The sequence below is a fragment of the Salinispora vitiensis genome (assembly GCF_000378825.1).
GTDB lineage: Bacteria > Actinomycetota > Actinomycetes > Mycobacteriales > Micromonosporaceae > Micromonospora > Micromonospora vitiensis.
In genome coordinates, this window is record NZ_KB900388.1 from 2540532 (window position 1) to 2563666 (window position 23135).

The window sequence follows — 23135 nt, forward strand, 5'->3', positions numbered from 1 at the left end:
TGCCCGAGACAGCTGGGTCGGGCGTCGTCAGTGGGCCGGACAGATCGCGCTGCGCATGCGGCCGAAGTCGAGGTGGCGACGGGCCACGAAGTAGCGGACAACGGCGGCAGCCATTCCATTATGCTGCCACGTCGTCACCGGAGCAGCCAAGGTTCGGGTGCGGCATCCCACATCACGGTCGGCGGTGCTCCGGTCCGGCCCCGGTGGGCCCGCCGCTGTGCGAGGCTCAGCGGCATGGGCACGCGAACCGTGCCGCAGCTGCCGGTGTGGCTGCCGCCGGCGCTGCTGACGCTCGCGGTCACCCTCACCGACGTGGCCGGGGCACAGCTCTGGCGAGATGAATTGGCGACGTGGAGCGCGGCCACCCGCCCGCTCGGCGACCTGGTCCGGCTCGCCGACACGATCGACGCCGCCACCGGGCCGTACTACCTGCTGATGCAGATCTGGGTGGCCGGAGCGGGCGATTCGGTGGCCGCCCTGCGGCTGCCGGCCGTACTCGCCATGACCGCCACCGCGGCCCTGACCGCACTCCTCGGCGCCCGGCTGTACGGTCGGTCGGCCGGACTGCTCGCCGGCCTCCTCTTCGCGGTGCTTCCCAGCACCTCCCGGTACGGACAGGAGGCCCGCCCGTACGCGCTGGCCACCGCCCTCGCGGTCCTGGCGACGCTGCTGCTCGTCACTGCCGTGAACCCGCGGCCGACGGGACAATCGACCCGTCGTTGGCTCCGCTGGGCCGGGTACGCCGCGGCGCTGGCCGCGCTGGGCCTGACCCACCTGGTCGCCCTCACCCTGCTCCCGGCCCACGCGGTGGTGGTGCTCGCCGCCCGGCGCCGGCACCCCGACCGACACCTCGTCGGGTCCTGGCTGCTGGCGCTCGTTCCCGTGGTGCTGTTGGTCGGTCCGCTGCTCTGGGTCGCCCACGGCCAGCACGCCCGCCAACTCGACTGGGTGGACCCGGCCCGCCCCGCCGATCTCGCCGCCTTGGCCGGCGGGGTGACGCAGAGCGGGGTGGTCGGCGGCCTGCTGGTCGGGCTCGCCGCACTCGGCGCCGCAGCATTGGGACGGTCGGCGCTGCTGCCCGGGTTGGCCGTGCTCCTGCCGGTGCTGCTGGTCTTCGCCGTCGGCGCGGTTGTCCCCCTCTGGGTACCCCGATACCTGGTCTTCGTGGTGCCGTTCGGCTGCCTGCTGGCCGGTGCCGCCCTGGCCCGGGTGCCGTTGCTACCGGCGCTGACCGTCGTGGCCCTGGCCGGGGCGCTCGGCCTGCCGGCCCAGGCGGCGCTCCGGCGGACCCACGAGTGGCCCCGTTCGGCGCCGGTCGACTACGCCGGGGCGGCCCAGATCGTGGCGGCTGGACAGCGCCCCACCGACGCGATCGTCTACTCGCCCCGGGAGGGCTGGCTCTTCCTCGATTTGGGCCTGGCCTATCACCTGGGCGACCACATTCCCCAGGACGTACTGCTCACCGCCAGTGCGGCCCGCCGGGGTGACCTGTGGGCCGCCGAGTGTGCCCGCCCGGCCCAGTGTCTGGCTAACGCGGACCGGGTCTGGCTGGTGCTGGCCGGTCGGCACCACGACCCGCTGGCCGCCGTACCCGGCCCGAAGGGGGCGGCGCTGCGCGACGGGCGGATGGTCGAGCGGATCTGGCACCCCCCGGGCCTTACCGTCGCCCTGGTACGCCGCTAGCCGGCGCCGATCTCCCCGCTGGTCACAGCCGGTTGAGGGGAAGGACGAGCAGCGCCTCGGTGCCTCCGCTGGCACTCGTCCGCAACTCGATCGTGCCGCGCAGTTCCCCGGTGACCAGCGCCCGGACTATCTGCAGACCGAGGCTGCCGCCGCGCTCAGCGTCGAAGCCCGGCGGCAGCCCAGCACCGTTGTCGGCCACCGACACATGCAGGATCTTGCGAAACCGGTGCGTCGAGACCACGACCTCGGGGGAGCAGCCGGCGGCTCCGGACTGCTCACCAGCCTCGTCATCGCCGGGGAACCCGTGCTCGACGGCGTTCAGCAGGAGCTCGTTGAGGACCATCACCAGCGAGGTGGCGAGTTCGGCGGTGAGCACGCCGAAGCTGCCCTGACGGCGCATCCGGACGGTCGACTCGGTCGCCGCCACCTCGGTCGCCGCGCTCGCCACCCGGTCCACGATCCCGTCGAACTCGACCACCTCATCGTTGGACATGGAGAGCGTCTCGTGTACCAGCGCGATCGAGGCGACCCGGCGGACCGACTCCTCCAGCGCGATCCGCGCCTCCGGCATGGCCACCCGGCGGGCCTGCAGCCGCAACAGGGCGGCGACCGTCTGGAGGTTGTTCTTCACCCGGTGGTGGATCTCCCGAATGGTGGCGTCCTTGGTCATCAACGCCCGGTCCCGACGCCGGACCTCGGTGACATCGCGGACCAGCACCAGCGCGCCGATCGGCACTCCGGCGGGGATCAGCGGCAGCGCCCGGGTCAGCATGGTCGCCCCGCGCGCGTTGATCTCACGGCGGGGCGGCGCCTCACCCCGCAGCGCGGCAAGCGCCGCGTTGGCCGCGTCGGTCCCCTCCAACGGGTCGTCGGCGAGGCGCCGGTGCAGCGCCGCGAGGTCCTCCCCCACCAGGTCCGAGGCGTAGCCGACCCGCCGGTACGCCGACTGCGCGTTCGGGCTCGAATACGTCACTCTGCCGCCCGCGTCCAGCCGGACCAGCCCGTCGCCGACCCGGGGAGCCGAGGTGGTCTCCCCCGGGTGCCGGGGCGGCGGGAAGGTGCCGTCGGCGAGCATCTGCGCCAGGTCGTCCGCCGTGGTCAGATAGTTCAGCTCCAGCTGGCTGGGAGTCCGCGCGGTCGACAGGTTGGTGTCCCGGCCGACCACGGCGATCACCTCGGCCTGCTCACCGTCGTCGGTCCGCAGCCGTACCGGGATCGCCTCGTGCCGCGCGGGCACGTCCCCGTACCAGACCGGATCGCCCTCCCGCCAGATCCGGCCTCGCCGGTAGGCGACCTCCAGGTGGTCCACCTCCGGCCCACCGGTGATTCGCCCTACCTGATCATGCTGGTACGCGGTGGGCGCGGTGGTCGGTCGAACCTGGGCCACGCAGAGGAACGTTCCGTCCTCGCCCACCGGCACCCAGAGCAGCAGGTCGGCGAAGGACATGTCGGAGAGCAGCTGCCAGTCGCCCGCGATCCGGTGCAGGTGGTCGATGTCAGCGGGACGAAGCTGGGTGTGCTCGTCGGCGAGGTCGCGCAGCGTGGACACGCCGCCCAGCCTGCCACGCCGGGGCTCACATCGTCGCGGTGACCTTCTTCAGGCCGCGGGGCGCGTCCGGGTTCTCGCCCCGGGCCAACGCCAGCGACAGGGCCAGCCGCTGCAGCGGCAGGATGTCCAGCAGCGGCGCGTACCGCTCGTCAACCTCGGGAACGGCGATCCGCGTCGTGGTGGGCACCTCCGCCGAGCCGACCACCACCACATCGGCGCGGCGCTCGCCGAGCCGTGGCAGCACCTCCCCCATCGCCTGGCCGCCGGGGCCGGAGCCGACCACCGCGAGCACCGGCACGTCCGGATCGGTCATGGCCAGCGGACCGTGCAGCAGATCGGCACCGGAGAAGGCGAGCGTCGGTAGGTACGAGGTTTCCATCAGCTTCAGCGCGGCCTCGCGCGCGGTCGGGTACGCGTACCCCCGGCCGGTCGTGACCAGCTGCGCGGCGAAGCGGTAGCGGGGGGCGAGCTGGGCCGGCGTCGGATCGGCGAGGGTACGCGCGGCGAGCTCCGGCAGCGTGTTGAGGGCGGTCTGTTCGGCGGCCGGCAGCACGCCGTCGCCGGCCCGGATGCCCTCCACCAACATGAGCAGGGCGAGCAGCTCAGCCGTGTACGTCTTGGTGGCGGCCACGGCCCGTTCATGCCCGGCGGCGATGTCCACGCTCAGCTCCGCCGCCTGGGCCAGCGGCGAGTCGGGCGCATTGGTGACCGCGAGGGTGAGCGCGCCGGAGTTCCGGGCGGCCTGCAGCACCGCGGTGAGGTCCGGCGAGCCGCCGCTCTGGCTCACCCCGACCACGAGCGCGGCGGAGAGGTCCGGCCGGGCGCCGTAGGCCGTGATGGAGCTGGGCGAGGCGAGCCCGGCGGGCAGACCCAACCGGATCTCGGTCAGGTAGGTGCCGTAGAGCGCGGCGTGGTCTGAGGTGCCGCGGGCGGTGAACACCACGTGCCGCGGTCGGTGCGCGGCGATGGCGGCGGCGACCCGGGCGATCGGCCCGGCGTGCTCGGCGGAGAGCAGGCGGGCGTACGCCGCCGGCTGCTCGTCAATGTCGGCGGCCATGCCGGCCCCTGGACGCGTCACAGAAACTCCTCCTGGTGCGCGATTCCCGCGCGATTGTGTTCAGTCTTGCACTTTTCAGCGCCGAAGCGCAACACAACGAACAGCAACCCGCGACCATCGCTAAAAATCCTCACTATCACCTACGCTGACCGACCGGAGCGCATACCACCACGGCGGGAGAAAAGGTGTCCCCGGACAAGCGAGACCTGCCGGCGGCGGAGGAACTGACCCTGGCCCGACTAGCCCTTGCCGAGGGCGATCTGGCGCACGCCGCCGCCCACATCGCGGGGGCGCTGGCGCAGGCGCCAACCCTCCCCGAGGCCCACGAGTTGCTCGCCCGGCTCGCTGCCGTTTCCGGCGACGGACTCGACCTCTTTCCCCTGCACCAGAACGTCTTCGTCGGGACCGTCGTCGCCCGGGCCCACCTACTCGCCGCCGCCGGCCGGCCCGCCGAGGGGTTGGACCTGCTCGTTGCGGCCACTGGCCACGCACCGGCCGAGCCGTGGGCCGAGGTGCCCTGGGTGACCGCGCCCGACTTGGCCGAACGCCTCGGGCCCGAGCGCGCCGCCCAGATTCTCATGCAGATCTGCGCCGTGACCGCCGACCCGGTTCCCCGAGCCAGCCGAGCCGCCCTCACCCCGTACCTCACCCTGGCCCGCAATGCGGTGACCGCCCACCACGGACACGCGCTGCTGTTCGGGGCCGCCTCCGCACTGGCCCGCCGGCTCGGCGAGGTAGCGCTCGCCGTCCAGTGGGCATCCCAGGGGTTACGCACCACGCCGTCGAAGATCGGCGAGGTGTGGCTCGGGTACGCCTATCGCAGCGCGGGGCGGATCCCAGACGCCCTCGCGGCGCTGGAACGTGCCGTTGCGCACGACCCCGACGACCTGGCCGTCTATGCCGACATCGCCGGTACCCTCGGCGACCACGGACGGCTGGACGAAGCCCTGGACTGGATCAACCGGGCACTCGCCCGGGACCCGACGTTTGACTGTGCGGTGCACACCGCACAGCGGCTGCGCTTCCGGCGCGACGGCGATGTCGCCCACCTGGTCGCCCTGGCGGATTTCATCCGGGAGTACCCCGAGGATTCCCACGAGCACACCGACCTCGCCGAATCCTGCGCCGGCCAACCCTGGCTCGGGCAGATCACGCCGGCCGGCGGCCCCGCCGTTGACGTGCTCCGGGCCAACCATGCCGGCGGTCAGCTGGGAGCCACCATCCGGCTCGGGGCGCCGGTACCGCCGAGCGCCCTACACACCCTCACCCGGGCCGCGCCCGGCCTGCGCGTCCAGCTGGCGCCGGGTCCGGGACCGGACCCCCGCGAGCCCCGCCGAGCGGTGGACTGGCGCCTGTGGCGGCACGACGGCACACCCGCCATCGAGGCACCCTCGCCACTGGCCGCGGACCACCTCCGGCAGTTCGTGCATCCGGCTTGGCCCCACCCACCGGCGGCGTACGACGCCGGCGTGGCCCTGGCCACCCTGGACCTGACCGACCTGCTCGGTCTGCTGGCGCATCCGCCGGCGACCCCACCGACCACGCTGGGCCGGGTCCTCGACGAGCAAGACCCATCGCTCTGGGTCCGCAGCGTTCAGGTGTGGGCCTGCCTCGGGCTGCTGCACCACCGCACCGACGAGCCGTGGCCGACCTCCACCCGCCGGTCGATCCTGCTGGACCTGGTCTGGGGCGTCGAGGACTGGGCCACCGAAGCCGCACTCTTCGCCCTGGTCACCGCCGCCTGGGTCGACCCGACGGTCCGCCCCGAGATCGCCGCGGTGGTCGCCGAACGACTCACCGATGCGGTTGAGGTGGCACGAACCCGACCGGTCCCGATCGCCCGGTCCCTGGCGCACCTGGCCCTGGCCACCCCGGACCTGGCCCCGGAGTCCCGAGCGCTGGCCCAGGCCCTGGCCGGTGGCCGGCCACCAACTCCAGCAGCGACCGGGCCGCTCCGCCGCCTCTGGCGAGGCCTTACGACGATCTTCCGCCGCCGCTGACCTCGCCGGGCCGTGCCAGGTCAGCGGTGGGTCTCCGGGCGCTGGCGCTCCGCCTCGCCGGCCGGCACCGGGATGTTCTCGGTACGCAGCGGAATCTCCCTGATGAGCCAGGCGAACATCGGTACGACAACGGTGAACAGCAGGGCCCACAGGAACACGTGCGAGATCGCGTCGGCGAGGCCGCCGAGGACCAGTTCCCGGACCGCCTCCGGTAGCTCCCGAAGCTTCGCGAGGTCCATCGCCGCCCCGGCCTCACCGCCACCGAACATCCCGCCGGCGGGGGAGCTGGCCAACCGGCTGGCGAAGACGGCTCCGAAGAGCGAGATGCCGAACGAGCCGCCGATCGACCGGAAGAAGGTCGCCGCGCCGCTGGCCGCGCCCAGATCACGCTGCTCCACGCTGTTCTGCGCGATCAGCATCGTCGTCTGCATGAGAAAACCCATGCCGACGCCGAGCACGAGGAGGTAGAGCGAGGACTCCGCCACCTCGGTCTGCGCGTCGAGCCGCGTCAGCAGGACCATGCCAACACTCATCACCACACCGCCGATGATGGGGAAGGCCCGGTACCGGCCGGTCCTGGTGATCGTCCGCCCCACCACCAACGAGACCACCAGCATGCCGAACATCAGCGGCAGCAGCAGCAACCCGGATTCGGTGGCTGAGGCGCCCTGCACGGTCTGCTGGTAGAGCGGCAGAAAGCTCATCGCCCCGTACATCGCGAAGCCGAGCAGGAAGCCGATCACCGAGATCAGCGCGAAGTTACGGTTCGCGAAGAGGGACAGCGGCAGGACCGGCTCAGCCGCCCGCCGCTCGACGAGCACGAAGATGGCGAGCGACGCCACCGCGAGAACCACCAGGCCAACGATCTGTGGCGAACGCCAGGCGTACTCGTTGCCGCCCCAGGTGGTGATCAACACGATCGCGGTGATCCCGACCGCGAGCAGCGCGGCACCGAGCCAGTCGATTCGGTGCGCGGTGCGGTGCCGGGGCAGCCGCAGGGTGGCGACGAGCAACACCAGCGCGGCCCCGCCGAGGGGCAGGTTGACATAGAAGGCCCAGCGCCAGGAGAGGTGGTCGGTGATGAAGCCGCCGACCAACGGCCCGGCAACCAGGGCGATCGCCATGATCCCGGCGATCATCCCCTGGTAGCGGCCCCGCTCGCGGGGCGGCACCAGATCGCCGATGATCGCCAACACACCGACCATCAGGCCACCCGCGCCGAGGCCCTGCACCGCGCGGAAGGCGATCAGCTCCATCATCCCGTCATCCGGCCCGCCGAGCAGGTCGGAGCCCGCCATACCGCAGAGCGCGGACCCGACCAGGAAGATCACCACCGAGGTGAGGAAGATCGGCTTCCGGCCGAAGAGATCACCGAGCTTGCCCCAGATCGGAGTGGAGACGGTGGTCCCGAGGACATAGGCGGTAACGACCCAGGTGAAGTGGTCCAGCCCGCCGAACTCACCCACGATCCTCGGCAGGGCGGTGCTGACGATCATGTTGTCCAACATCGCCAGCATCATGGCGATCATCAGGCCGAAGAGCACGATCCGAATATTCGGTGGCCTCAGCGCCGGGGCGGTCTGGGTTGCCTGGGTCATACGTCGTTCCCCTCGGGGTGGTGAGCTTACTTGCCGACCGGCTAGCCAGCTTACTAGCCGTACGGTAAGTTGGGGTGCCGACGACAGTCAAGCGGGTCAGGTGATGACAGTGCGGGAGAGCACCAGCAGCACGCGGGAACGGATCAAGACCGTCGCCCTGGAGCTCTTCACCGAGCAGGGCTACGAGAAGACCTCGCTCCGCGAGATCGCCGAGCGGCTCGATGTGACGAAGGCCGCGCTCTATTACCACTTCAAGAGCAAAGACGAGATCGTCAACAGCTTCGTCGAGGACCGCCTCGATCAGCTGGACGACCTCGTCGCCTGGGCCAAGGCGCAACCCGCCACGTTGACCACCCGACGGAGCATCATCGGTCGGTACGCGGACACCATGTGCGCCGGGCAACACTCGTCGGTGATGCGCTTCTTCGAGCAGAACCAGACCGCGCTACGGAGTCTCACCGCCGGCCAGCGGATCCGGGAGCGGATGCTCCAGCTGGCCGACCTGCTCTGCGGCGACGACTCCTCCCCCGAGGCCCAACTCCGGGCCACCCTCGCGCTCTTCTCCGTACACAGCAGTTGGTTCGGGGTACGGGCGCCCGGCCTGACCGACCAGGAACGACGGGGGGTCGCCCTGAAGGTGGCCGACGAACTCATCACCGCCATCGGCCCACCCACGACCGACGACCCCCGCTAATCCAACCGCCAGCTCAGGCGGGCAGCGAGAGCCGCATTCCACGCAGGAGGACATCGGCCACCGGCGACCAGTCCAGCTCCGGTGCCCGGATGAACCCCCGCCGCCGATAAAGCCGCTGCGCCGGGGCGGCGAGGCCATCCCGGATGCAGATCACCAGCGCGGAACAGCCCAACTCGGTAGCCCGCGCCACGCACGCCTCCACCAGAGCCGCGCCAACCCCCCGCCCCTGCGCCGCCGGGTCCACGGCGAGCATCCGGAACTCTGCCTCACCGGCCCCGGAGAGCTCGGCGTAACGAGTACCGGGCAGCACGAAGAGGACCGACCCGAGCACGGCGCCGGTGCCGGCGTCCACGGCAACCAGCACCTCGCCGTGCTCAACCCGAGCCGGGACGTCGGCGAGCACAGCCGCGTACCCGTGCTCCCCCTTGAGCTGTCCGTCCGCCTCGTAGGCGGCGACTGTCAGCCGGGCGACCGCGGCATGGTCAGCCGGCTCGACGGGACGGACCAGGACACTCAACCGATCACCGCGATCAGGTCGCCGTCCTGCACCACGTCCCCCTCGTTTACCGCCAGCTCCTGCACGACGCCGTCCGACTCGCTGACGACCGGGATCTCCATCTTCATCGACTCCAGGATCACCAGCGTGTCCCCCTCGGACACGGTGTCCCCGGCCGACGCGACGACCTTCCAGACGTTCGCCACCATCTCGGCGCGGATCTCCTCGGCCATCTCCACAGCCCTTTCTCTCGCGACTGTCCTGCCGACGTATCCAATCATGAGCCGGGTCGGGGCGGGTGGCCACGCCAAGACCCGATCCCAGCCACTTCCGTGCCAGGACCGCCCGGACACGCTCCGAGAAGCAGCGCGCCTCCTCGCCGGGGCGGCGCCGCGGGCCGGGCCCGCCGGTCCGCGGCAGCGGCACTAGGGTCGGACGCGTCCGGTTTCCCGTTGCGGCGGCCATGCTGCCGCGACGTCCACGAAGCACGAGGAGGTCACCATGGCCAAGAAGGCCCGAAAGAAGAAAGCCCGCAAGAAGGGCGCGGCCAACCACGGCAAGCGCCCCAACTCCTGAGCCGCGCCGCGACCAGGCCCAGCCGGCTCGGCCAGCGGGGACGACGGTGGCCCGGACCGAAATCGGTCCGGGCCACCGCGGTGTCACCCCGGTCAGTCAGCCAACTCGCGCGACTCGCTACCGCCGAAGACCACGAGTTCGGCGAGCTTGCTGCGGAGCCGCTCGCGAAGCTGGTCCGGAGCGGTCTCGTTACCGCAACAACGGGCCACGAGCGCCTGGACCTCCTGCTCGATACCGTATTCGCGCAGGCATGGCCCGCACTCGTCGAGGTGGTGTCGAATCAGCTTCCGCCGCTCCTCGGCGCACTCCAGGTCCAGGTAGAGATAGACCTCCGCCAACACCTCACGGCAATCCGTCTCGTGCGGCTCTCCACAGCTCACGTCACACCCCCCGGCCGGTCGAGCCCTTGGCCGACGGCGCAGAGCTGAAGCCCCGCTCGGCCGCGTACTGCTCCAGCAGTTTGCGCAGATTACGACGGCCGCGGTGCAGGCGTGACATCACCGTGCCGATCGGCGTACCCATGATCTCGGCCACCTCCTTGTAGGAGAAGCCCTCGACATCGGTGAGGTAGACCGCCAGCCGGAACTCCTCGGGTAGCTGCTGGAGAGCCTGCTTGATGTCGCTGTCCGGCAACCGATCCAACGCCTCCGTCTCCGCGGAGCGCAGCCCGCTGGAGGTGTGCGACTCGGCCTCGGCAAGCTGCCAGTCGGTGATCTCGTCGGTCGGCGCCTGAATCGGCTGCCGCTGCCGCCGCCGGTAGGAGTTGATGTAGGTGTTGGTCAGGATCCGATACAGCCAGGCCTTCAGGTTGGTGCCCTGCTCGAACTGGTGAAAGGCCGCGTACGCCTTCAGATACGTCTCCTGGACCAGGTCCTCGGCATCTGCCGGGTTGCGGGTCATCCGTAGGCCGGCTGCGTAGAGCTGGTCAACGAAGGGCATCGCATCCCGCTCGAAGCGGGCCCTGCGCTCGTCCGTCTTCTCGGTGGTCAACCGCACATCCCCTCGCGTCGGCCGTTTCCCCGCCGAGGATACGTGTACCCGCTCGCCGACAGATTCACTTCCGCCCAGGTGCCCGAGTGAGGCCTGGGCTACCGACGCCACCGCTGGCCAGCTCGGCCCCTCCAGCACACGGTGTAGCCGCCGCGTGTCCCGATCGTCCAACTCCCGGGCCTGCGTCTCGACCGGCATCGGCCATCCCCCTCGTCGGAAAAGTCGTCCGGGGGGTGTAACGCAGGTCGGCGGGGCGGGATTCCAGCCATCGGCCCCCTTTCCTGGTCCCGGCCCGACCTCGGCGGGGACCGGAACTGGGACCAGGAAGGGCCCGGGAGGACCGGCGCCGCCACCGGACTGGGCGGGCGGCACCATCCAAAGCAACGAGAGTCTCCCACCGCGGTCACGCCTCCTCGGCGCAGTCGGACGATGCGGCCCCACGCGACGACCGATCCGGGGGGCGGGTCCAGCCACCGGCGCGCAGCCAGTCGAGAACGACCGCCGCCGTGCCCACCGGATCCTTGCGCAGCTCATGTCGCTCCCCCGGCCGGGGGATGACGCACACCGTCGACACCGCGGCCACCGGCATCCCGAACGGATCCCGGTCGCCGTTCACCACCACCGTTGGCACGCTGACCGGCAGCTCGGCGGCGCGAGACCGCTCCGGTCGGCCCGGTGGGTGCAACGGAAACGCCAGGGCCACCACGCCGGCTGCCCCCACCGCGTCGGCGGTACGGCAGGCCACTCGGGCGCCACTGGAGCGGCCGCCCACCACCAGCGGAACCTTGGGACACCGTGCTCGAAGCACGGACAACACCACCGTCCAGGCGGCGTCGAGCTGCCGCGCGGGCGCGGGCGCGCGGCGGCCCGCGAGCCGGTAGGGCTGAGTCACCCGGGCAACGACCAGCCCGGCGGCTAGCCCGGCGTCCCGCAGCGCGAGCAGGTCCGGCGCATCCACCCCGCCGCCCGCCCCATGACCGAGCACCAGCAGGGCGGAGGGCGAACCGACTGGTCGGTCGAGGTCCACCCCGGCCGGCCCGTGCGGGGTGTTGATCTCTTCGGTCGGCGGCACCCCACGATTCTGACCCTCGCGACGCTGCTCCGGCCGCTCGGCCGCACCGACCCTCAGCGGCCGAGCGGCACCGGGGTCAGCCGTCGGCCCCGGACCAGCGGCCCGGCAGCGTCCGTCAGCGCGGGCGGGCCGTGCTCGCCGCGCCAGGCGACCAGCATGGCCCGGCGTTCGCGTGGGGTGGTGCCACCCCACACGCCGTAGCAGTCGCCGACCTCCAACGCCCAGGCGAGACAAGCCCCCTGGACATCGCAGGTGTGACAGAGCGCGATAGCGGCGTCCGCAGGCTCGTTGGGCGCCGGAAAGAAAGTCTCCGGGTCAACGCTCTGGCACAGGCCTCTGGTGCGCCATGCTTCGTCTTGCTGGCGCTCGTGCATCGCCCGCAACAGGCGCGTGTCACGTCGTGCCGCAGCAACCTCGTGTGGACGGGGCATACGTGCCCTGGTCATCCACCCACCTCCCCCGTGGGACCGGAAAATTTGGGGCGCGATTCGCCCGCATGCGAATCGACGCCCACCACCGGCGCTCTGGTGTATCGCACTTTTTGAAGTCGATACAAGGGGTAGCGGGAAAAAGTTAAATAAACCAAGAAAGTTTTACGCTTAAAACCGACAAATCACCTGACCCTAAGGCGGATACTTCAGAAAAGTGTCTCCTCTCCGAGCCCGCTGCCACGCCGGTGCGGTGCTGACGCAGCAACCCGTTCGACGAGATCCGGGCCGTCGTTACGGACATTGCCAACCGCCGGCCCAACCGGACGGATCTCCAGCCCGGCCAGCCACGCCAGCGACGGCGGGGCGAGCAGGTCCGCCGGCCGGTCCGTGGGCCCCAGCCAGGCACCCCACCGCTCGCTGGGCAGCAGCAGCGGCATCCGGTCATGCACGTCGGCCAAGCCACCGCGGGCGGAGGTGGTCACGATGGCGCAGGTGAGCAACGGACCGTCCGGGCCCTCCCACACCGAACAGATGCCGGCAAAGACGACCGCCGAGCCGTCCCGGGGGGTCAGGTAGTACGCCTGCTTGCCGCCCGGGTGACGGACCCACTCGTACCAACCGTCCGCCGGCAGCAGACAACGGTGGCGGGCGAAGGCACGGGCGTACGCACGGCTGGTGGCCACCGTCTCAGCCCGAGCATTGATCATGCGAGCAGCGCCGGCCGGGGAGCGTGACCAAGCCGGGACGAAGCCCCAGCGCCCCAGGGAGAGTGTCCGCTGGCCGGCCGCGGTGGCCTGAACCAACGGCACCGGATCGGTGGGGGCGACGTTGTAGGCCGCGCTGAGCCGACCGCCCGTTTCGTCGTACGACTCGAACATCGCACTCAGGTCCCCCGCGGACCGGGTCGTCGCGTATCTCCCGCACACACCGGACACGCTAGCGCCCCGACCGGTCGCCCGCCGTCCCGTGAACCCGGCCAACAACCGGGGGTAGCCGTCGGTAACGGTTGGCGAAGGCGGCAGAATGTAACCGTGGGACATCTGACCGCTACCCGGCCGCTACGGCCGTGGACCGCGCCGACCGCCTCGGACCCGGTCTCGACGACGCTGCGCCTACCCGGATCCAAGTCACTGACCGCGCGTGCCCTGGTGCTCAGCGGCCTGGCTACCGGCCCATCGACGCTCGCCCGGCCCCTACGGGCCAGGGACACCGAGTTGATGGCCAACGGGTTACGGGCGATGGGTGCGCACGTCTCGATCAGCGACGACGAACGCTGGCTGGTCCGGCCGCACCCGCTCGCCGGACCGGCACACATCGATGTCGGCCTCGCCGGCACGGTGATGCGCTTCCTGCCCCCGGTGGCCGGCCTCGCCGATGGTCGAATCACCTTCGACGGCGACCCGCAGGCCCGCCAACGTCCACTCGGACCGCTCCTGGACGCGCTGCGCCACCTCGGCGTCCGAATCACCTCGCCGGCCTCCGGCAGTCTGCCGCTGACCGTGCTCGGTGCCGGCAACATTCGCGGCGGCGAGGTCGTGATCGACGCCAGCGCCTCCAGCCAGCTCGTCTCCGGGCTGCTACTGGCGGCTCCCCGCTTCGACCGAGGGGTGGTCGTTCGACACGTCGGCCCACCGGTGCCCTCCGCGCCCCACCTCCGGATGACGGTGCAGATGCTGCGAGCCGCCGGAGCCGCCATCGACGACACCACCCCTGACGTCTGGACGGTCGAACCGGGCCCAGTGACCGGCCGGGGCTGGGAGATCGAACCGGACCTCTCCGGTGCGGTCCCCTTCTTCGCCGCCGCGCTGGTCACCGGCGGAGAGGTAACCGTGACCGGCTGGCCGGGCGGCAGCGTCCAACCAGTCGAACGGCTCCGCGGGCTGTTACAGGAGATGGGGGGCGAAGTGTCCCTCTCCACCGCCGGGCTGACCGTGCGGGGCACCGGCAGCGTGCACGGCGTGACTGCCGACCTGTCCGACGTGAGTGAGCTGACCCCGGCGTTGACCGCGCTGGCGATGCTCGCCGACTCCCCCTCCCAGTTCACCGGGATCGCCCACATCCGGGGGCACGAGACCGATCGGATCTCGGCGCTCGCCCGCGAATTCACCGCACTCGGCGCCGACCTCACCGAATTCCAGGACGGGCTGGCGATCCGACCCCGGCCGCTTCGGGGCGGAGTCTTCGAGACCTACCACGACCATCGAATGGCGCACGCCGCCGCGATCGCCGGGCTGGCCGTGCCCGGCATCGAGCTAAGCGACGTTTCCTGCACCTCGAAGACGATGCCGGAATTCCCGGCGCTATGGTCGGCGATGGTAACCGGCAAGAGCTGAGGGGAGCTGTCCTGGCGACGAGGCGGCGGGAGTACGACGAGGACGACGTCCGGATTCGGCCCGGCAGATCCTCACGCCCGCGTACCCGGAAGCGCCCGCGCCACGCGGACGCGGTTGAGGGGTTCGTCATCGCCGTGGACCGAGGCCGCTACACCTGCATGCTGGCGAACGCCGACCCGAAGCAGGCACCGGTGACCGCGATGCGGGCCCGGGAGTTGGGTCGCAAGTCCGTCGTGGTGGGCGACCGGGTCGGGCTGGTCGGCGACACGTCCGGCACGCCCGGGGCGCTGGCCCGGATCGTGCGCATAGCCGACCGCAGTTCGGTGCTGCGACGTACCGCCGAGGATGATGCGACCACCGCCGAAGGGCGACTGGAACGGGTCGTCGTCGCCAACGCCGACCAGCTCGTGATCGTCAGCGCACTGGCCGATCCGCCGCCCCGGACCGGCTTCATCGACCGCTGCCTGGTGGCCGCGTACGACGCCGACATCGAGCCGCTGCTCTGCCTCACCAAGGCCGACCTCGCCGGACCGGACGAGGTGCTCGGGTACTACGCCGATTTGGCGCTGCCCTCCGTCCTGATCTGCCCCGAGGCGACCCTGGACGCGCTACGCGGTCTCCTGGCCGGACGGATCTCGGTGCTGGTGGGGCACTCCGGGGTCGGCAAGTCGACACTGGTCAACCGCCTGGTCCCCGCGGCCACCCGGGCAGTCGGCCAGGTCAGCGCGATCGGTCGGGGCCGGCACACGTCAACCAGTGTGGTGGCGCTCCGGCTGCCGCCGGTCGCCGACGCCGCCGAGGGCTGGATCATCGACACCCCGGGCATCCGCAGCTTCGGGTTGGCCCACGTCTCCGCCGAGAGCCTCCTGCACGGCTTCCCCGACCTCGCCGAGGGAGCGGCCGACTGCCCGGCGAACTGCCCACACACCGCCGGTGCGCCGCGCTGCGGGCTGGGCGCCCGGGTCGACGCCGGCCAGGCCGACCCGCGCCGGCTGGCCTCGTACCGGCGGCTCCTCGCCTCGCGCACGGGCGAGAGCGAGCCACGCACCAAGCCCAGCTCCCGAGACCCGAGTAGCCCGTCGGCGGAGAGTTGACCAGACCGGCACTACTCTTCCCTGGATGAAGGGTTACGCCGCCGACATCACCCTCGCCCACCGCCTCGCGGACGCCGCCGACGCGATCTCCACCGCCCGGTTTCGCGCCGGGGACCTGCGGGTGGACACGAAGCCAGATCTCACCCCGGTCTCCGACGCCGACACCGCGGTCGAGCAGGAGATTCGGGCTCTGCTGCGCGCCGAGCGCCCCGACGACGGCCTCCTCGGTGAGGAGTACGGCGAGCAGTCCGGCGCCCGCCCGGGCGGGCGGCAGTGGGTGATCGACCCGATCGACGGGACGAAGAACTTCGTTCGCGGCGTACCGGTGTGGGCCACGCTCATCGCCCTACTCGAGGGGGGCCAACCGGTCGCCGGCCTGGTCTCCGCACCGGCCGTGGGGCGGCGCTGGTGGGGGGCGCTCGGCGAGGGGGCGTACGCGGGGCCAGACCAGGCGTCCGGCGCACCGATCCAGGTGTCGGCGGTGGCCGAGCTGACCGATGCCAGTTTCTGCTACTCCTCACTCGACGGCTGGGAGGAGCGCGGGCGGCTGCCGGCGGTCCTCCAGATCATGCGGGACGCGTGGCGCAGCCGGGCGTACGGCGACTTCTACGGTTACATGCTGCTGGCCGAGGGCGCGTTGGACATCATGGTGGAGCCGGAGCTGTCGCTGTGGGACGTCGCCGCACTGGTACCGATCGTGACCGAGGCGGGCGGCGCCTTCACCGATCTGGCCGGTCAGCCCGTCCCGGGGGCCGCCGCCCCCGGCGGGATCAGCGCGGTTGCCACGAACGGTCCGCTGCACACCGGCGTCGTCGCCCGTCTGGGGCGAGCACCTGCGCGCTGATCTCGGTCAGCCTCTATCCTCTCTGCTGTGGTTTCCTCCGGTTGGTACTTCCTCGCGGCAATGACCATCGCGTACGGGATCGCCAACCTACTGCAGTCGGTCGCGGCAACCCGGACCACCGTGCACCACTCGTTCGACCCGGGGTTACTGCTGCGACTGGCCGGACACCGCACCTACCTGCTCGGTCTGGGCTGCCAAGTCGGCGGTTTCGTGCTGGCCTTCCTGGCCCGACGGGACCTGCCGCTCTTCCTGGTGCAGGCAAGCATGGCGGCGGGGCTCGGCGTGACCGCCCTGCTCGGGGTGCTCCTGCTGAGGTGGCGACTACCCAGGGCGGAGGTCGTTCTGCTGGTACTGCTCGTCGCCGGCATCGCCGGGCTGGTGCTCTCGGCCCGGCCGGCACCCTCGCGGCAGCTCGGCACCGCCGGCCTGGTAACCCTGGCGGTGACCCTGGGCGTGATCGCCATCCTGGGCTTCTTCGCGGTACGGCTGCACGGCGCGCCCGGATCGGTCGCGCTCGGCTCCCTCGCCGGCCTGGCCTTTTCCGCCGCGGCGGTGGCGGCCCGACCACTTGCCTCAACCCACTCGGCGGAGGAGTTCCTCGGCAATCCGCTGTTCTACCTGCTGGTGGCCCACTCGGTCATCGGCCAGCTGCTACTCGGCCTGGCGATGCAACGCGGTTCAACCACGGCAGCCGTGGCCGCGATGGACGCGGCCGGGGCGGTGCCGGCAGCCGTCATCGGGCTGCTGCTGCTCGGCGACCAGATCTGGCCGGGACGGGAGTGGCTGGCCGCAGCCGGCTTCCTGGTCACCCTCGCCGCCGTGCTGGGGCTGACCCGGTACGCGGAGCCGCAGCACCAGTCCGCCCCGACCAGTAGGCGGGAACCGGTGGTGGTCAGCGTTGACCCGGCCAGCTCGGTGCCGCCGGGGCGGCTGAGCGCTCAGGCGGCCTCGACCGGGGCGCGAGAACGGACCACCCGCTCGTAGAGCCGTTCCAGGGCGGCACCGGTCCGCTCCCACGTGTAGCTACACCGCACCCGGTCCACGGCGGCGTGCCCGTACGCGAACCGCCCGGCACTGTCGGCCATCAGCTGACGCAACGTCACCCCCAACGCACGTACATCGCCCGGCGGGACCAGCCGTCCGGTGACCTCGTCCACGACGGCGTCGGCGACCCCACCCGTCGCGTACCCGACGACCGGCACGCCGCAGGCCATCGCCTCCAACGACACCCGACCGGCCGACAGGTAGCCCGACGTACAGGCCACCACGTCTGCCGAGCGATACCAGGTGGCCAGCTGCTCGTGCGGCACCGCCCCCACCAGAGTCACCTGGTCGGCCACCCCGTTGCGTTCGGCCAGCTCCAGCAGCTGGCGTGCCTCAGCGTGCCCGGCGAGCCGCTCGCCCGGCGGGCCGCCGACGATCACCAGTTCCGCGTCGCCAATCATCCGGATCACCCGGATCAGATCCTCCTGACCGTGGCCGGCGTCGAGGGTGGTCACGGAGAGGATCCGCGGTCGCGCCTCGCGCGGCGCCGCCTCCCCGTCCGGGTGGAACAGCTCCGCGTCCACCCCCGGTGGGACCAGTGCCACGGAGGCACGTTGCAGACCCAGCCGGGCCAACTCGTCCACCTCGTCATTGGACTGAGCCACCGCGATGTCCACCACGCGTACGAGTGCCCGCTCCAACGGAATTCGCTCCGGTGGCGCACCGTAGCGCGCACCGAGCCGGCGCAGCTGTTCCAACCCGAGCGAGTGGAACGTCTGCACGATCGGGATGTCGGTCTCGCGAACGGCGTGGGCGGCCGCGAGCCCACCGAGCCAGTAGTGCCCGTGCACCAGCTCCGGCACCCAGTCCTCCGCCCACCGACCGGCCAGCCAACGGCCGTACTCGGCGACGTGGCCAACCAACTCGCCGGTGGGTGCCGCCGCGGCGGGACCGACCGGGACCCGCTCGACCAGGTAGCCGTCCGCCGTCGCCGTCGCCGCCTGCTCCGGGGCGTCGTGGCGCTCGTAGAGCCGGACGTCGTGCCCCCGCCCGGCGAGTTCGGCGGCGACCCGGGCGATGTGCTGATGGGTCCCGACAGACCGGCCACCGGCAGGCCGGGACGGGTCGGCGTGCGCGCAGACGAGACCGACGCGCATGGTCACCTCCAGGCATCGTGACGGTGGCGGGTCCTCCCGGTCAGAGGGTCCCATTACCCAGGGGCCGGGGAGCCGAAACCTGGCAGATCGGGTGGCGGCACAGCGCCACCAGCACCCACAGACCGGCGACAGCGGCCGGAGCGACGGTTATGAGACGTGGGGCAGCGGGTAGAGCATCGGCATGCGCGACGACGAGTACCCGACTCCGGTGTCCGACCCGGAGGCGATGGGCCTGCCCGACACCGCCGACGACGACTCGACAGCGAAGGACGATGTCCGGACCGGGCGGGAGGCAGACGGCCCAGACCCGGCTCAGCTGCCCGGAGACCGGATGCCGGTCGCGGTCGACCGGTTCGGGACCACCGCCGACGAACAACTCGACGGCGAGTCGTTGGACGTCAAACTCGGCCGGGAGCGGTACGAGCGGCCGGCGGATGATCCGTTGGCCGGCCCGGTGGACCCGGACATCGCCGCCGAGGCGAACAGCCCGGAGCAGGCCGCCCAAGCCCAGCTGGACGCGGACGTGTTCGAGCCGGGGCCCTCCTCCGATCCGAACTCCCCGGTCTCCCTCTACGACCACGGCCTGCTCGGTAGCGGGGCCGACGCCCAGGTGGGTCGGCTGGTTGAGCCGGACGAGGGCGTCCATCCCGACCAGGAGACCGACTCGGTCGCGTACGACGCGGGTTCGGCGGGAGGCGGAGCGAGCGCGGAGGAACTGGCGGTCCACGAGACCCGCCCGCCGCCGGCGGGCTAACCCGCGGCCGTCAGCCATCGATCCGGGTAGCGGCCCTGGCGTACGGTGAAAATTGCCACTATTCCGCACCGTGACCCCCTGCCGGGAAGGGCCATGACGAACGCAGACCCGGACCTATCGCGCACGGCTACGCCTCCGGAACCCTGCCTGTTGATCGCCACCGCCTTCGACCGGGGAGAGGTGACCCAGCTCCGCCACTCGGCCGCCGCATGCGCGCACGCGGCGGGTCTACGGGGCCAGCGGCTCAACGACTTCGTGTTGGCGGTCAACGAGCTGACCACCAACGCGGTTCGCCACGGCGGCGGCCGCGGGTCGCTACGGATGTGGCGGCAGGCCGGGAGCCTGGTCTGCGAGGTCTCCGACCATGGGGATGGAGTCAGCAGCCGGCTACCGGGAGACCACCGCCGCCCGGCCCGCGAATCGGTCGGGGGCTGGGGGCTCTGGCTAGCCCGCGAGTTGAGCGACACCATGGATGTGGCGTCCGACCAGGCCGGCACGGTCGTCCGCATCACGACCCTCCTGCCAACCCCACACGCCGCCCCCGACTAGCCGGGGGCCGGGCGGTTCAGCCGAAGAGCGCACTCACCGACTCGCCGTTGTGAATCCGGCGCATCGCCTCAGCCAACACGGGGGCCACCGACAGTACGGTCAGCTTTGGGACCCTCTTCTCGGCGGGGATGGGAACCGTGTTGGTGCAGACGATCTCCCGCACCTCCTCCTGCTCGCTCAACCGCTGCGCGGCTCCGTCCACGAGGAGGCCGTGGGTGCAGGCCAGCCGGATCGAACGGACCCCCGACTCGCGCAGGTGGCTCATCAGCTCGACCACCGTGCTGCCCTTGACAATCTCGTCGTCCACCACGATCACGTCTCGGCCCTGGACCTCGCCGATGATCGTGCTGATCTCCACCCGGTCGCCCCCGAAGCGCTGCTTGGCGCCGGCGGCGACCGGCGTGCCGAGCTGCCGGGCGAAGACCGCAGCCTCCTTGACGTAGCCCAGATCGGGCGAGACCACCACGGTGTTGCTCAGGTCATGCGCCTGGAAGTGGGCGGCTAGTTCGCGTAACGCGTGCAGATGATCGACCGGGATGCCGAAGAAGCCGTAGACCTGCGGCGAGTGCAGGGTCATCGTGAGCACCCGATCGGCGCCGGCCGCGGTCAGCAGGTCCGCGACCAACCGGCCACCGATCGAGATACGCGGCGCGTCCTTCTTGTCGGAGCGGGCGTACGCGTAGTGCGGTAGCACCACGCTGATCCGACCGGCGGAGGCTCCCCGGGCCGCGTTGACCATGAACAGCAGCTCGACCAGGTGCTCCTGCACCGGCGGGACCAGTGGCTGGACCAGAAAGACGTCCCGTTCCCGGCAGTTGGCCTGTAACTGCACTTCCAGGCAGTCGTTGGCGAACCGGGACACCCGGGTGGGGTACAGGGGCACCCCCAGGTGGGTGCAGATCTCCGCACCGAGCTCAGGATGGGCGCTTCCACTGAAAACGGCGAGCTGGCGCACAGCTACCGACTTTACGACACGATCAGCTCCAGCGCTGGCCGGTGAGTTTCTCGTAGACATCGACGTAGCGGGCCCGGGTGGCGGCAACGACCTCACCGGGCACCTCCGGCGCCGGGCTCTGCTTGTCCCAGCCGCTCCTGGTGGCCCAATCCCGCACGTACTGCTTGTCGTACGAGAACTGGGCGCGCCCCGGCTGGTACGACTCGGCCGGCCAGAACCGGGACGAGTCCGAGGTCAGCAGCTCGTCGCCGATCGTCAACGTGCCATCGGCGGCCCAACCCAACTCGATCTTGGTGTCGGCGATCAGAATTCCCCGGTCGGCGGCGATTTCGGCTCCCCGTCGGTACACGTCGAGGGTGAGCTGGCGCAGCCGCTCGGCGGTCTCCGCGCCAACCTTGTCCATCACCTCACCGAAGGTCATCGGCTGGTCGTGCTCTCCGACCGGCGCCTTGGTGGAGGGGGTGAAGATCGGCTCCGGCAGGGCGGCCGCCTCGACCATTCCGCGCGGCAGTTCGATCCCGGAGACCGCTCCGGTGCGCTGGTACTCGGCGAAGCCGCCACCGACCAGATAGCCCCGGGCCACACACTCCACCGGAACCATCTCCAGTCGCCGGCACCGAATCGCCCGGCCGGCGAACTCCGGCGGCACGTCGGTCGCCGAGAGCACGTGGTTCGGCACCAGGTCGGCGAGCTGGTCGAACCACCACAGCGAGAGCGCCGTGAGAAGTTTGCCCTTCTCCGGGATCGGCGTCGGCAGCACGACGTCGTAGACAGAGACGCGGTCCGAGGCGACCAGGATCAGGTCGTCGCCGTCAGCGTAGACATCCCGGACCTTGCCCGAGTGCAGAAGTTCCACGCGAGCTAGTACATCACGCGGCTCAGATCGGCCCGCGCTGGCAGAGCGCGGTCCGTAAGACGGACCGAAACGCGCGCCGGGAACCCGCCGCCGGTCGACTCAGCGCCGGGGACCGCGCCGACCACGGAGGACCCGCAGGGCGAGCAACACGATCACGACGACCACGACCAGGCAACAGAAGAACCCGAGGAAGCCGAAGCCCCCGCGGCGACGCCGGGCGGCCTCGACCACCAGCTCACCCGGGCCACTGGCCGCCCAGGCCGCCACCGGGACAAAGACCGCCAGTACCACCGCACCGAAGACCGTGCTGAGCCGGCTCCACCACTTCGCGAATGCAGTCATGACCCCATCCTGGCCGAACCGCGCAAGCCGGGTACGACGAAGGCCCTGGAGGAAACCTCCAGGGCCTTCGAACAAGTAGCGGGGACAGGATTTGAACCTGCGACCTCTGGGTTATGAGCCCAGCGAGCTACCGAGCTGCTCCACCCCGCGTCGGCTTCATTACTGTACCCCATCAGATCCGGCCATGATCCGCACCCCCACCGCCCAGTATTTACCCGGTACATCCACGACCCATGTTGTAGATTCGCGCCGATCCACGACCACCTCTGTGGACCGCCCGAACATCGGAGTCGCTTTGCGTAAGCTCGTCTACTTCGTCGCCGCCACGCTCGACGGCTTCATCGCCGCGCCCGACGGATCGTTCGACTTCTTCCCGCTGGGGCCCGATCTAGCCTCCTACCTGGTGGCCGAATGGCCCCAGACGCTGCCCACCTTCGCCCACACCCAACTCGGTGTCGCATCCCCGGCCACCGGTCGCTTCGACACCGTGCTGATGGGCCGCATCACCTACGAGCCGGGCCTCAAGCTCGGACACACCAGCCCCTACGACCACCTGAAGCAGTACGTCTTCAGCCGTTCGCTGGCCCCGGCCAGCCACCCGGACGTAGAGATCGTCTCCGGTGACCCGAGCTCCTTTGTCCGCCAGCTCAAGGCACGGCCCGGCCGAGACATCTGGCTCTGCGGTGGCGGACAGCTCGCCGGTCAGCTCCTCGACGAACTCGACGAACTGGTGCTCAAACTCAACCCGGTCGTCGCCGGCAGCGGTATCCCGCTGGTCGACCGGGGCTTCGACCCGCACCGCTTCGCGCTCACCTCGACGCGCCCCTTGGCCAGTGGTGTGATCGTTGCGCACTACACCCGCCAAACCGGCGACCCCGCCTAACACCCTCCATCAGGACGTCCCGCCGGCCCGGTCCACCAATGCGCGAAAGCCCCGGAGGATTCCTCCGGGGCTTTCGAATGAGTAGCGGGGACAGGATTTGAACCTGCGACCTCTGGGTTATGAGCCCAGCGAGCTACCGAGCTGCTCCACCCCGCGTCGGCTCGTAAACGTTAGCGCACTACCCCGGGCCAACGCAAAACGTCCTCCACCGAGCCCTCACAACGACGCCCCCCGGGGA

Annotated in this window: 24 protein-coding genes and 2 tRNA genes; 10 read left to right on the plus strand and 16 right to left on the minus strand. The window is 71.0% G+C overall.

The features are described from left to right. Positions 1-234 precede the first annotated feature (234 nt). Positions 235-1683: a glycosyltransferase family 39 protein gene (locus tag SALPAC2_RS0111730; RefSeq protein ID WP_018216849.1), complete on the plus strand. Its 1449-nt coding sequence runs from the start codon at positions 235-237 to the stop codon at positions 1681-1683. 22 nt (positions 1684-1705) lie between these two features. Here the strand turns inward: SALPAC2_RS0111730 and SALPAC2_RS0111735 are convergent, their stop codons facing one another. Together SALPAC2_RS0111735 and SALPAC2_RS0111740 are read right to left on the minus strand one after the other, a co-directional pair. Beyond that, positions 1706-3232 carry a sensor histidine kinase gene (locus SALPAC2_RS0111735; RefSeq protein ID WP_018216850.1) on the minus strand — a complete coding sequence of 509 codons (1527 nt, stop codon included), beginning with the start codon at positions 3230-3232 and terminating at the stop codon, positions 1706-1708. 25 nt (positions 3233-3257) lie between these two features. Next, complete coding sequence (locus SALPAC2_RS0111740) at positions 3258-4289, minus strand: SIS domain-containing protein (protein WP_018216851.1); 1032 nt, start codon at positions 4287-4289, stop codon at positions 3258-3260. A gap of 185 nt (positions 4290-4474) precedes the next feature. Here SALPAC2_RS0111740 and SALPAC2_RS0111745 point away from each other — a divergent pair, with 185 nt between their 5' ends. Further along, entirely contained in the window at positions 4475-6289 is a 1815-nt protein-coding gene (locus SALPAC2_RS0111745; protein ID WP_018216852.1) for a tetratricopeptide repeat protein, read from the plus strand. A 20-nt stretch (positions 6290-6309) separates the two neighbouring features. Here SALPAC2_RS0111745 and SALPAC2_RS0111750 read toward each other — a convergent pair whose 3' ends face one another. Then, positions 6310-7887 carry an MDR family MFS transporter gene (locus tag SALPAC2_RS0111750; protein ID WP_018216853.1) on the minus strand — a complete coding sequence of 526 codons (1578 nt, stop codon included), beginning with the start codon at positions 7885-7887 and terminating at the stop codon, positions 6310-6312. Between the two features lie 103 nt (positions 7888-7990). Between SALPAC2_RS0111750 and SALPAC2_RS0111755 the strand changes: the two genes are divergently transcribed. Further along, positions 7991-8581, plus strand: coding sequence for a TetR/AcrR family transcriptional regulator (locus SALPAC2_RS0111755; RefSeq protein WP_026184651.1), 591 nt, complete (start codon positions 7991-7993; stop codon positions 8579-8581). A 13-nt stretch (positions 8582-8594) separates the two neighbouring features. Here the strand turns inward: SALPAC2_RS0111755 and SALPAC2_RS0111760 are convergent, their stop codons facing one another. From SALPAC2_RS0111760 to SALPAC2_RS0111790, 7 genes are all read right to left on the minus strand, one after another. Then, complete coding sequence (locus tag SALPAC2_RS0111760; protein WP_018216855.1) at positions 8595-9098, minus strand: GNAT family N-acetyltransferase; 504 nt, start codon at positions 9096-9098, stop codon at positions 8595-8597. Then, positions 9095-9316, minus strand: coding sequence for a biotin/lipoyl-binding carrier protein (locus tag SALPAC2_RS0111765; protein ID WP_018216856.1), 222 nt, complete (start codon positions 9314-9316; stop codon positions 9095-9097). Before SALPAC2_RS0111765 ends, SALPAC2_RS0111760 begins: the two co-directional genes overlap by 4 nt. Before the next feature lie 429 nt (positions 9317-9745). Next, positions 9746-10033, minus strand: coding sequence for a mycothiol system anti-sigma-R factor (gene rsrA, locus SALPAC2_RS0111770; RefSeq protein WP_018726056.1), 288 nt, complete (start codon positions 10031-10033; stop codon positions 9746-9748). Position 10034: 1 nt separating this feature from the next. After that, a complete protein-coding gene (locus SALPAC2_RS0111775; RefSeq protein ID WP_018216858.1) occupies positions 10035-10841 on the minus strand; it encodes a sigma-70 family RNA polymerase sigma factor in 807 nt (268 codons plus the stop codon). Positions 10842-11046: 205 nt separating this feature from the next. Continuing rightward, positions 11047-11715, minus strand: a complete 669-nt coding sequence (locus SALPAC2_RS0111780; protein WP_018216859.1) for an alpha/beta hydrolase family protein — start codon at positions 11713-11715, stop codon at positions 11047-11049. A 53-nt stretch (positions 11716-11768) separates the two neighbouring features. After that, entirely contained in the window at positions 11769-12161 is a 393-nt protein-coding gene (locus SALPAC2_RS0111785; RefSeq protein WP_026184652.1) for a WhiB family transcriptional regulator, read from the minus strand. A gap of 191 nt (positions 12162-12352) precedes the next feature. Beyond that, positions 12353-13072, minus strand: coding sequence for an SOS response-associated peptidase (locus SALPAC2_RS0111790; protein WP_033661885.1), 720 nt, complete (start codon positions 13070-13072; stop codon positions 12353-12355). Between the two features lie 105 nt (positions 13073-13177). Here SALPAC2_RS0111790 and aroA point away from each other — a divergent pair, with 105 nt between their 5' ends. The 4 genes from aroA to SALPAC2_RS0111810 are packed head-to-tail and all read left to right on the plus strand — an operon-like array spanning position 13178 to position 17401. After that, positions 13178-14479: a 3-phosphoshikimate 1-carboxyvinyltransferase gene (aroA, locus tag SALPAC2_RS0111795; RefSeq protein WP_018216862.1), complete on the plus strand. Its 1302-nt coding sequence runs from the start codon at positions 13178-13180 to the stop codon at positions 14477-14479. After that, the gene (gene rsgA / locus SALPAC2_RS0111800) at positions 14449-15573 is read left to right on the plus strand and encodes a ribosome small subunit-dependent GTPase A (RefSeq protein WP_018216863.1); all 1125 of its coding nucleotides are present in this window, start codon (positions 14449-14451) and stop codon (positions 15571-15573) included. Before aroA ends, rsgA begins: the two co-directional genes overlap by 31 nt. A gap of 25 nt (positions 15574-15598) precedes the next feature. Continuing rightward, a complete protein-coding gene (gene hisN / locus SALPAC2_RS0111805) occupies positions 15599-16417 on the plus strand; it encodes a histidinol-phosphatase (RefSeq protein WP_018216864.1) in 819 nt (272 codons plus the stop codon). A 60-nt stretch (positions 16418-16477) separates the two neighbouring features. Next, complete coding sequence (locus SALPAC2_RS0111810) at positions 16478-17401, plus strand: hypothetical protein (RefSeq protein WP_018216865.1); 924 nt, start codon at positions 16478-16480, stop codon at positions 17399-17401. Here the strand turns inward: SALPAC2_RS0111810 and SALPAC2_RS0111815 are convergent. Further along, positions 17356-18558 carry a glycosyltransferase gene (locus tag SALPAC2_RS0111815; protein WP_018216866.1) on the minus strand — a complete coding sequence of 401 codons (1203 nt, stop codon included), beginning with the start codon at positions 18556-18558 and terminating at the stop codon, positions 17356-17358. The genes SALPAC2_RS0111810 and SALPAC2_RS0111815 overlap by 46 nt on opposite strands. A 181-nt stretch (positions 18559-18739) precedes the next feature. On the opposite strand from SALPAC2_RS0111815, the gene SALPAC2_RS0111820 reads away from it, so the two are divergent. Both SALPAC2_RS0111820 and SALPAC2_RS0111825 read left to right on the plus strand, forming a co-directional pair. Continuing rightward, complete coding sequence (locus SALPAC2_RS0111820; protein ID WP_018216867.1) at positions 18740-19312, plus strand: DUF5709 domain-containing protein; 573 nt, start codon at positions 18740-18742, stop codon at positions 19310-19312. A gap of 93 nt (positions 19313-19405) precedes the next feature. Beyond that, on the plus strand, positions 19406-19861 hold the full coding sequence (locus SALPAC2_RS0111825; protein WP_026184655.1) for an ATP-binding protein: 456 nt from the start codon (positions 19406-19408) through the stop codon (positions 19859-19861). 16 nt (positions 19862-19877) lie between these two features. Here SALPAC2_RS0111825 and SALPAC2_RS0111830 read toward each other — a convergent pair whose 3' ends face one another. The 4 genes from SALPAC2_RS0111830 to SALPAC2_RS0111845 form a co-directional block, all read right to left on the minus strand. Then, the gene (locus SALPAC2_RS0111830; protein WP_018216869.1) at positions 19878-20816 is read right to left on the minus strand and encodes a ribose-phosphate diphosphokinase; all 939 of its coding nucleotides are present in this window, start codon (positions 20814-20816) and stop codon (positions 19878-19880) included. A 22-nt stretch (positions 20817-20838) separates the two neighbouring features. Beyond that, on the minus strand, positions 20839-21672 hold the full coding sequence (locus SALPAC2_RS0111835) for a phosphoribosylaminoimidazolesuccinocarboxamide synthase (RefSeq protein ID WP_018216870.1): 834 nt from the start codon (positions 21670-21672) through the stop codon (positions 20839-20841). A 99-nt stretch (positions 21673-21771) separates the two neighbouring features. Beyond that, complete coding sequence (locus SALPAC2_RS0111840) at positions 21772-22014, minus strand: hypothetical protein (protein WP_018216871.1); 243 nt, start codon at positions 22012-22014, stop codon at positions 21772-21774. A gap of 76 nt (positions 22015-22090) precedes the next feature. Next, positions 22091-22164: transfer RNA gene (locus SALPAC2_RS0111845), tRNA-Met, on the minus strand. A 118-nt stretch (positions 22165-22282) separates the two neighbouring features. Here SALPAC2_RS0111845 and SALPAC2_RS0111850 point away from each other — a divergent pair. Further along, entirely contained in the window at positions 22283-22897 is a 615-nt protein-coding gene (locus SALPAC2_RS0111850; protein ID WP_026184656.1) for a dihydrofolate reductase family protein, read from the plus strand. 82 nt (positions 22898-22979) lie between these two features. Here the strand turns inward: SALPAC2_RS0111850 and SALPAC2_RS0111855 are convergent. Further along, positions 22980-23053 (minus strand) — tRNA-Met (locus SALPAC2_RS0111855). Between the last annotated feature and the right edge of the window lie 82 nt (positions 23054-23135).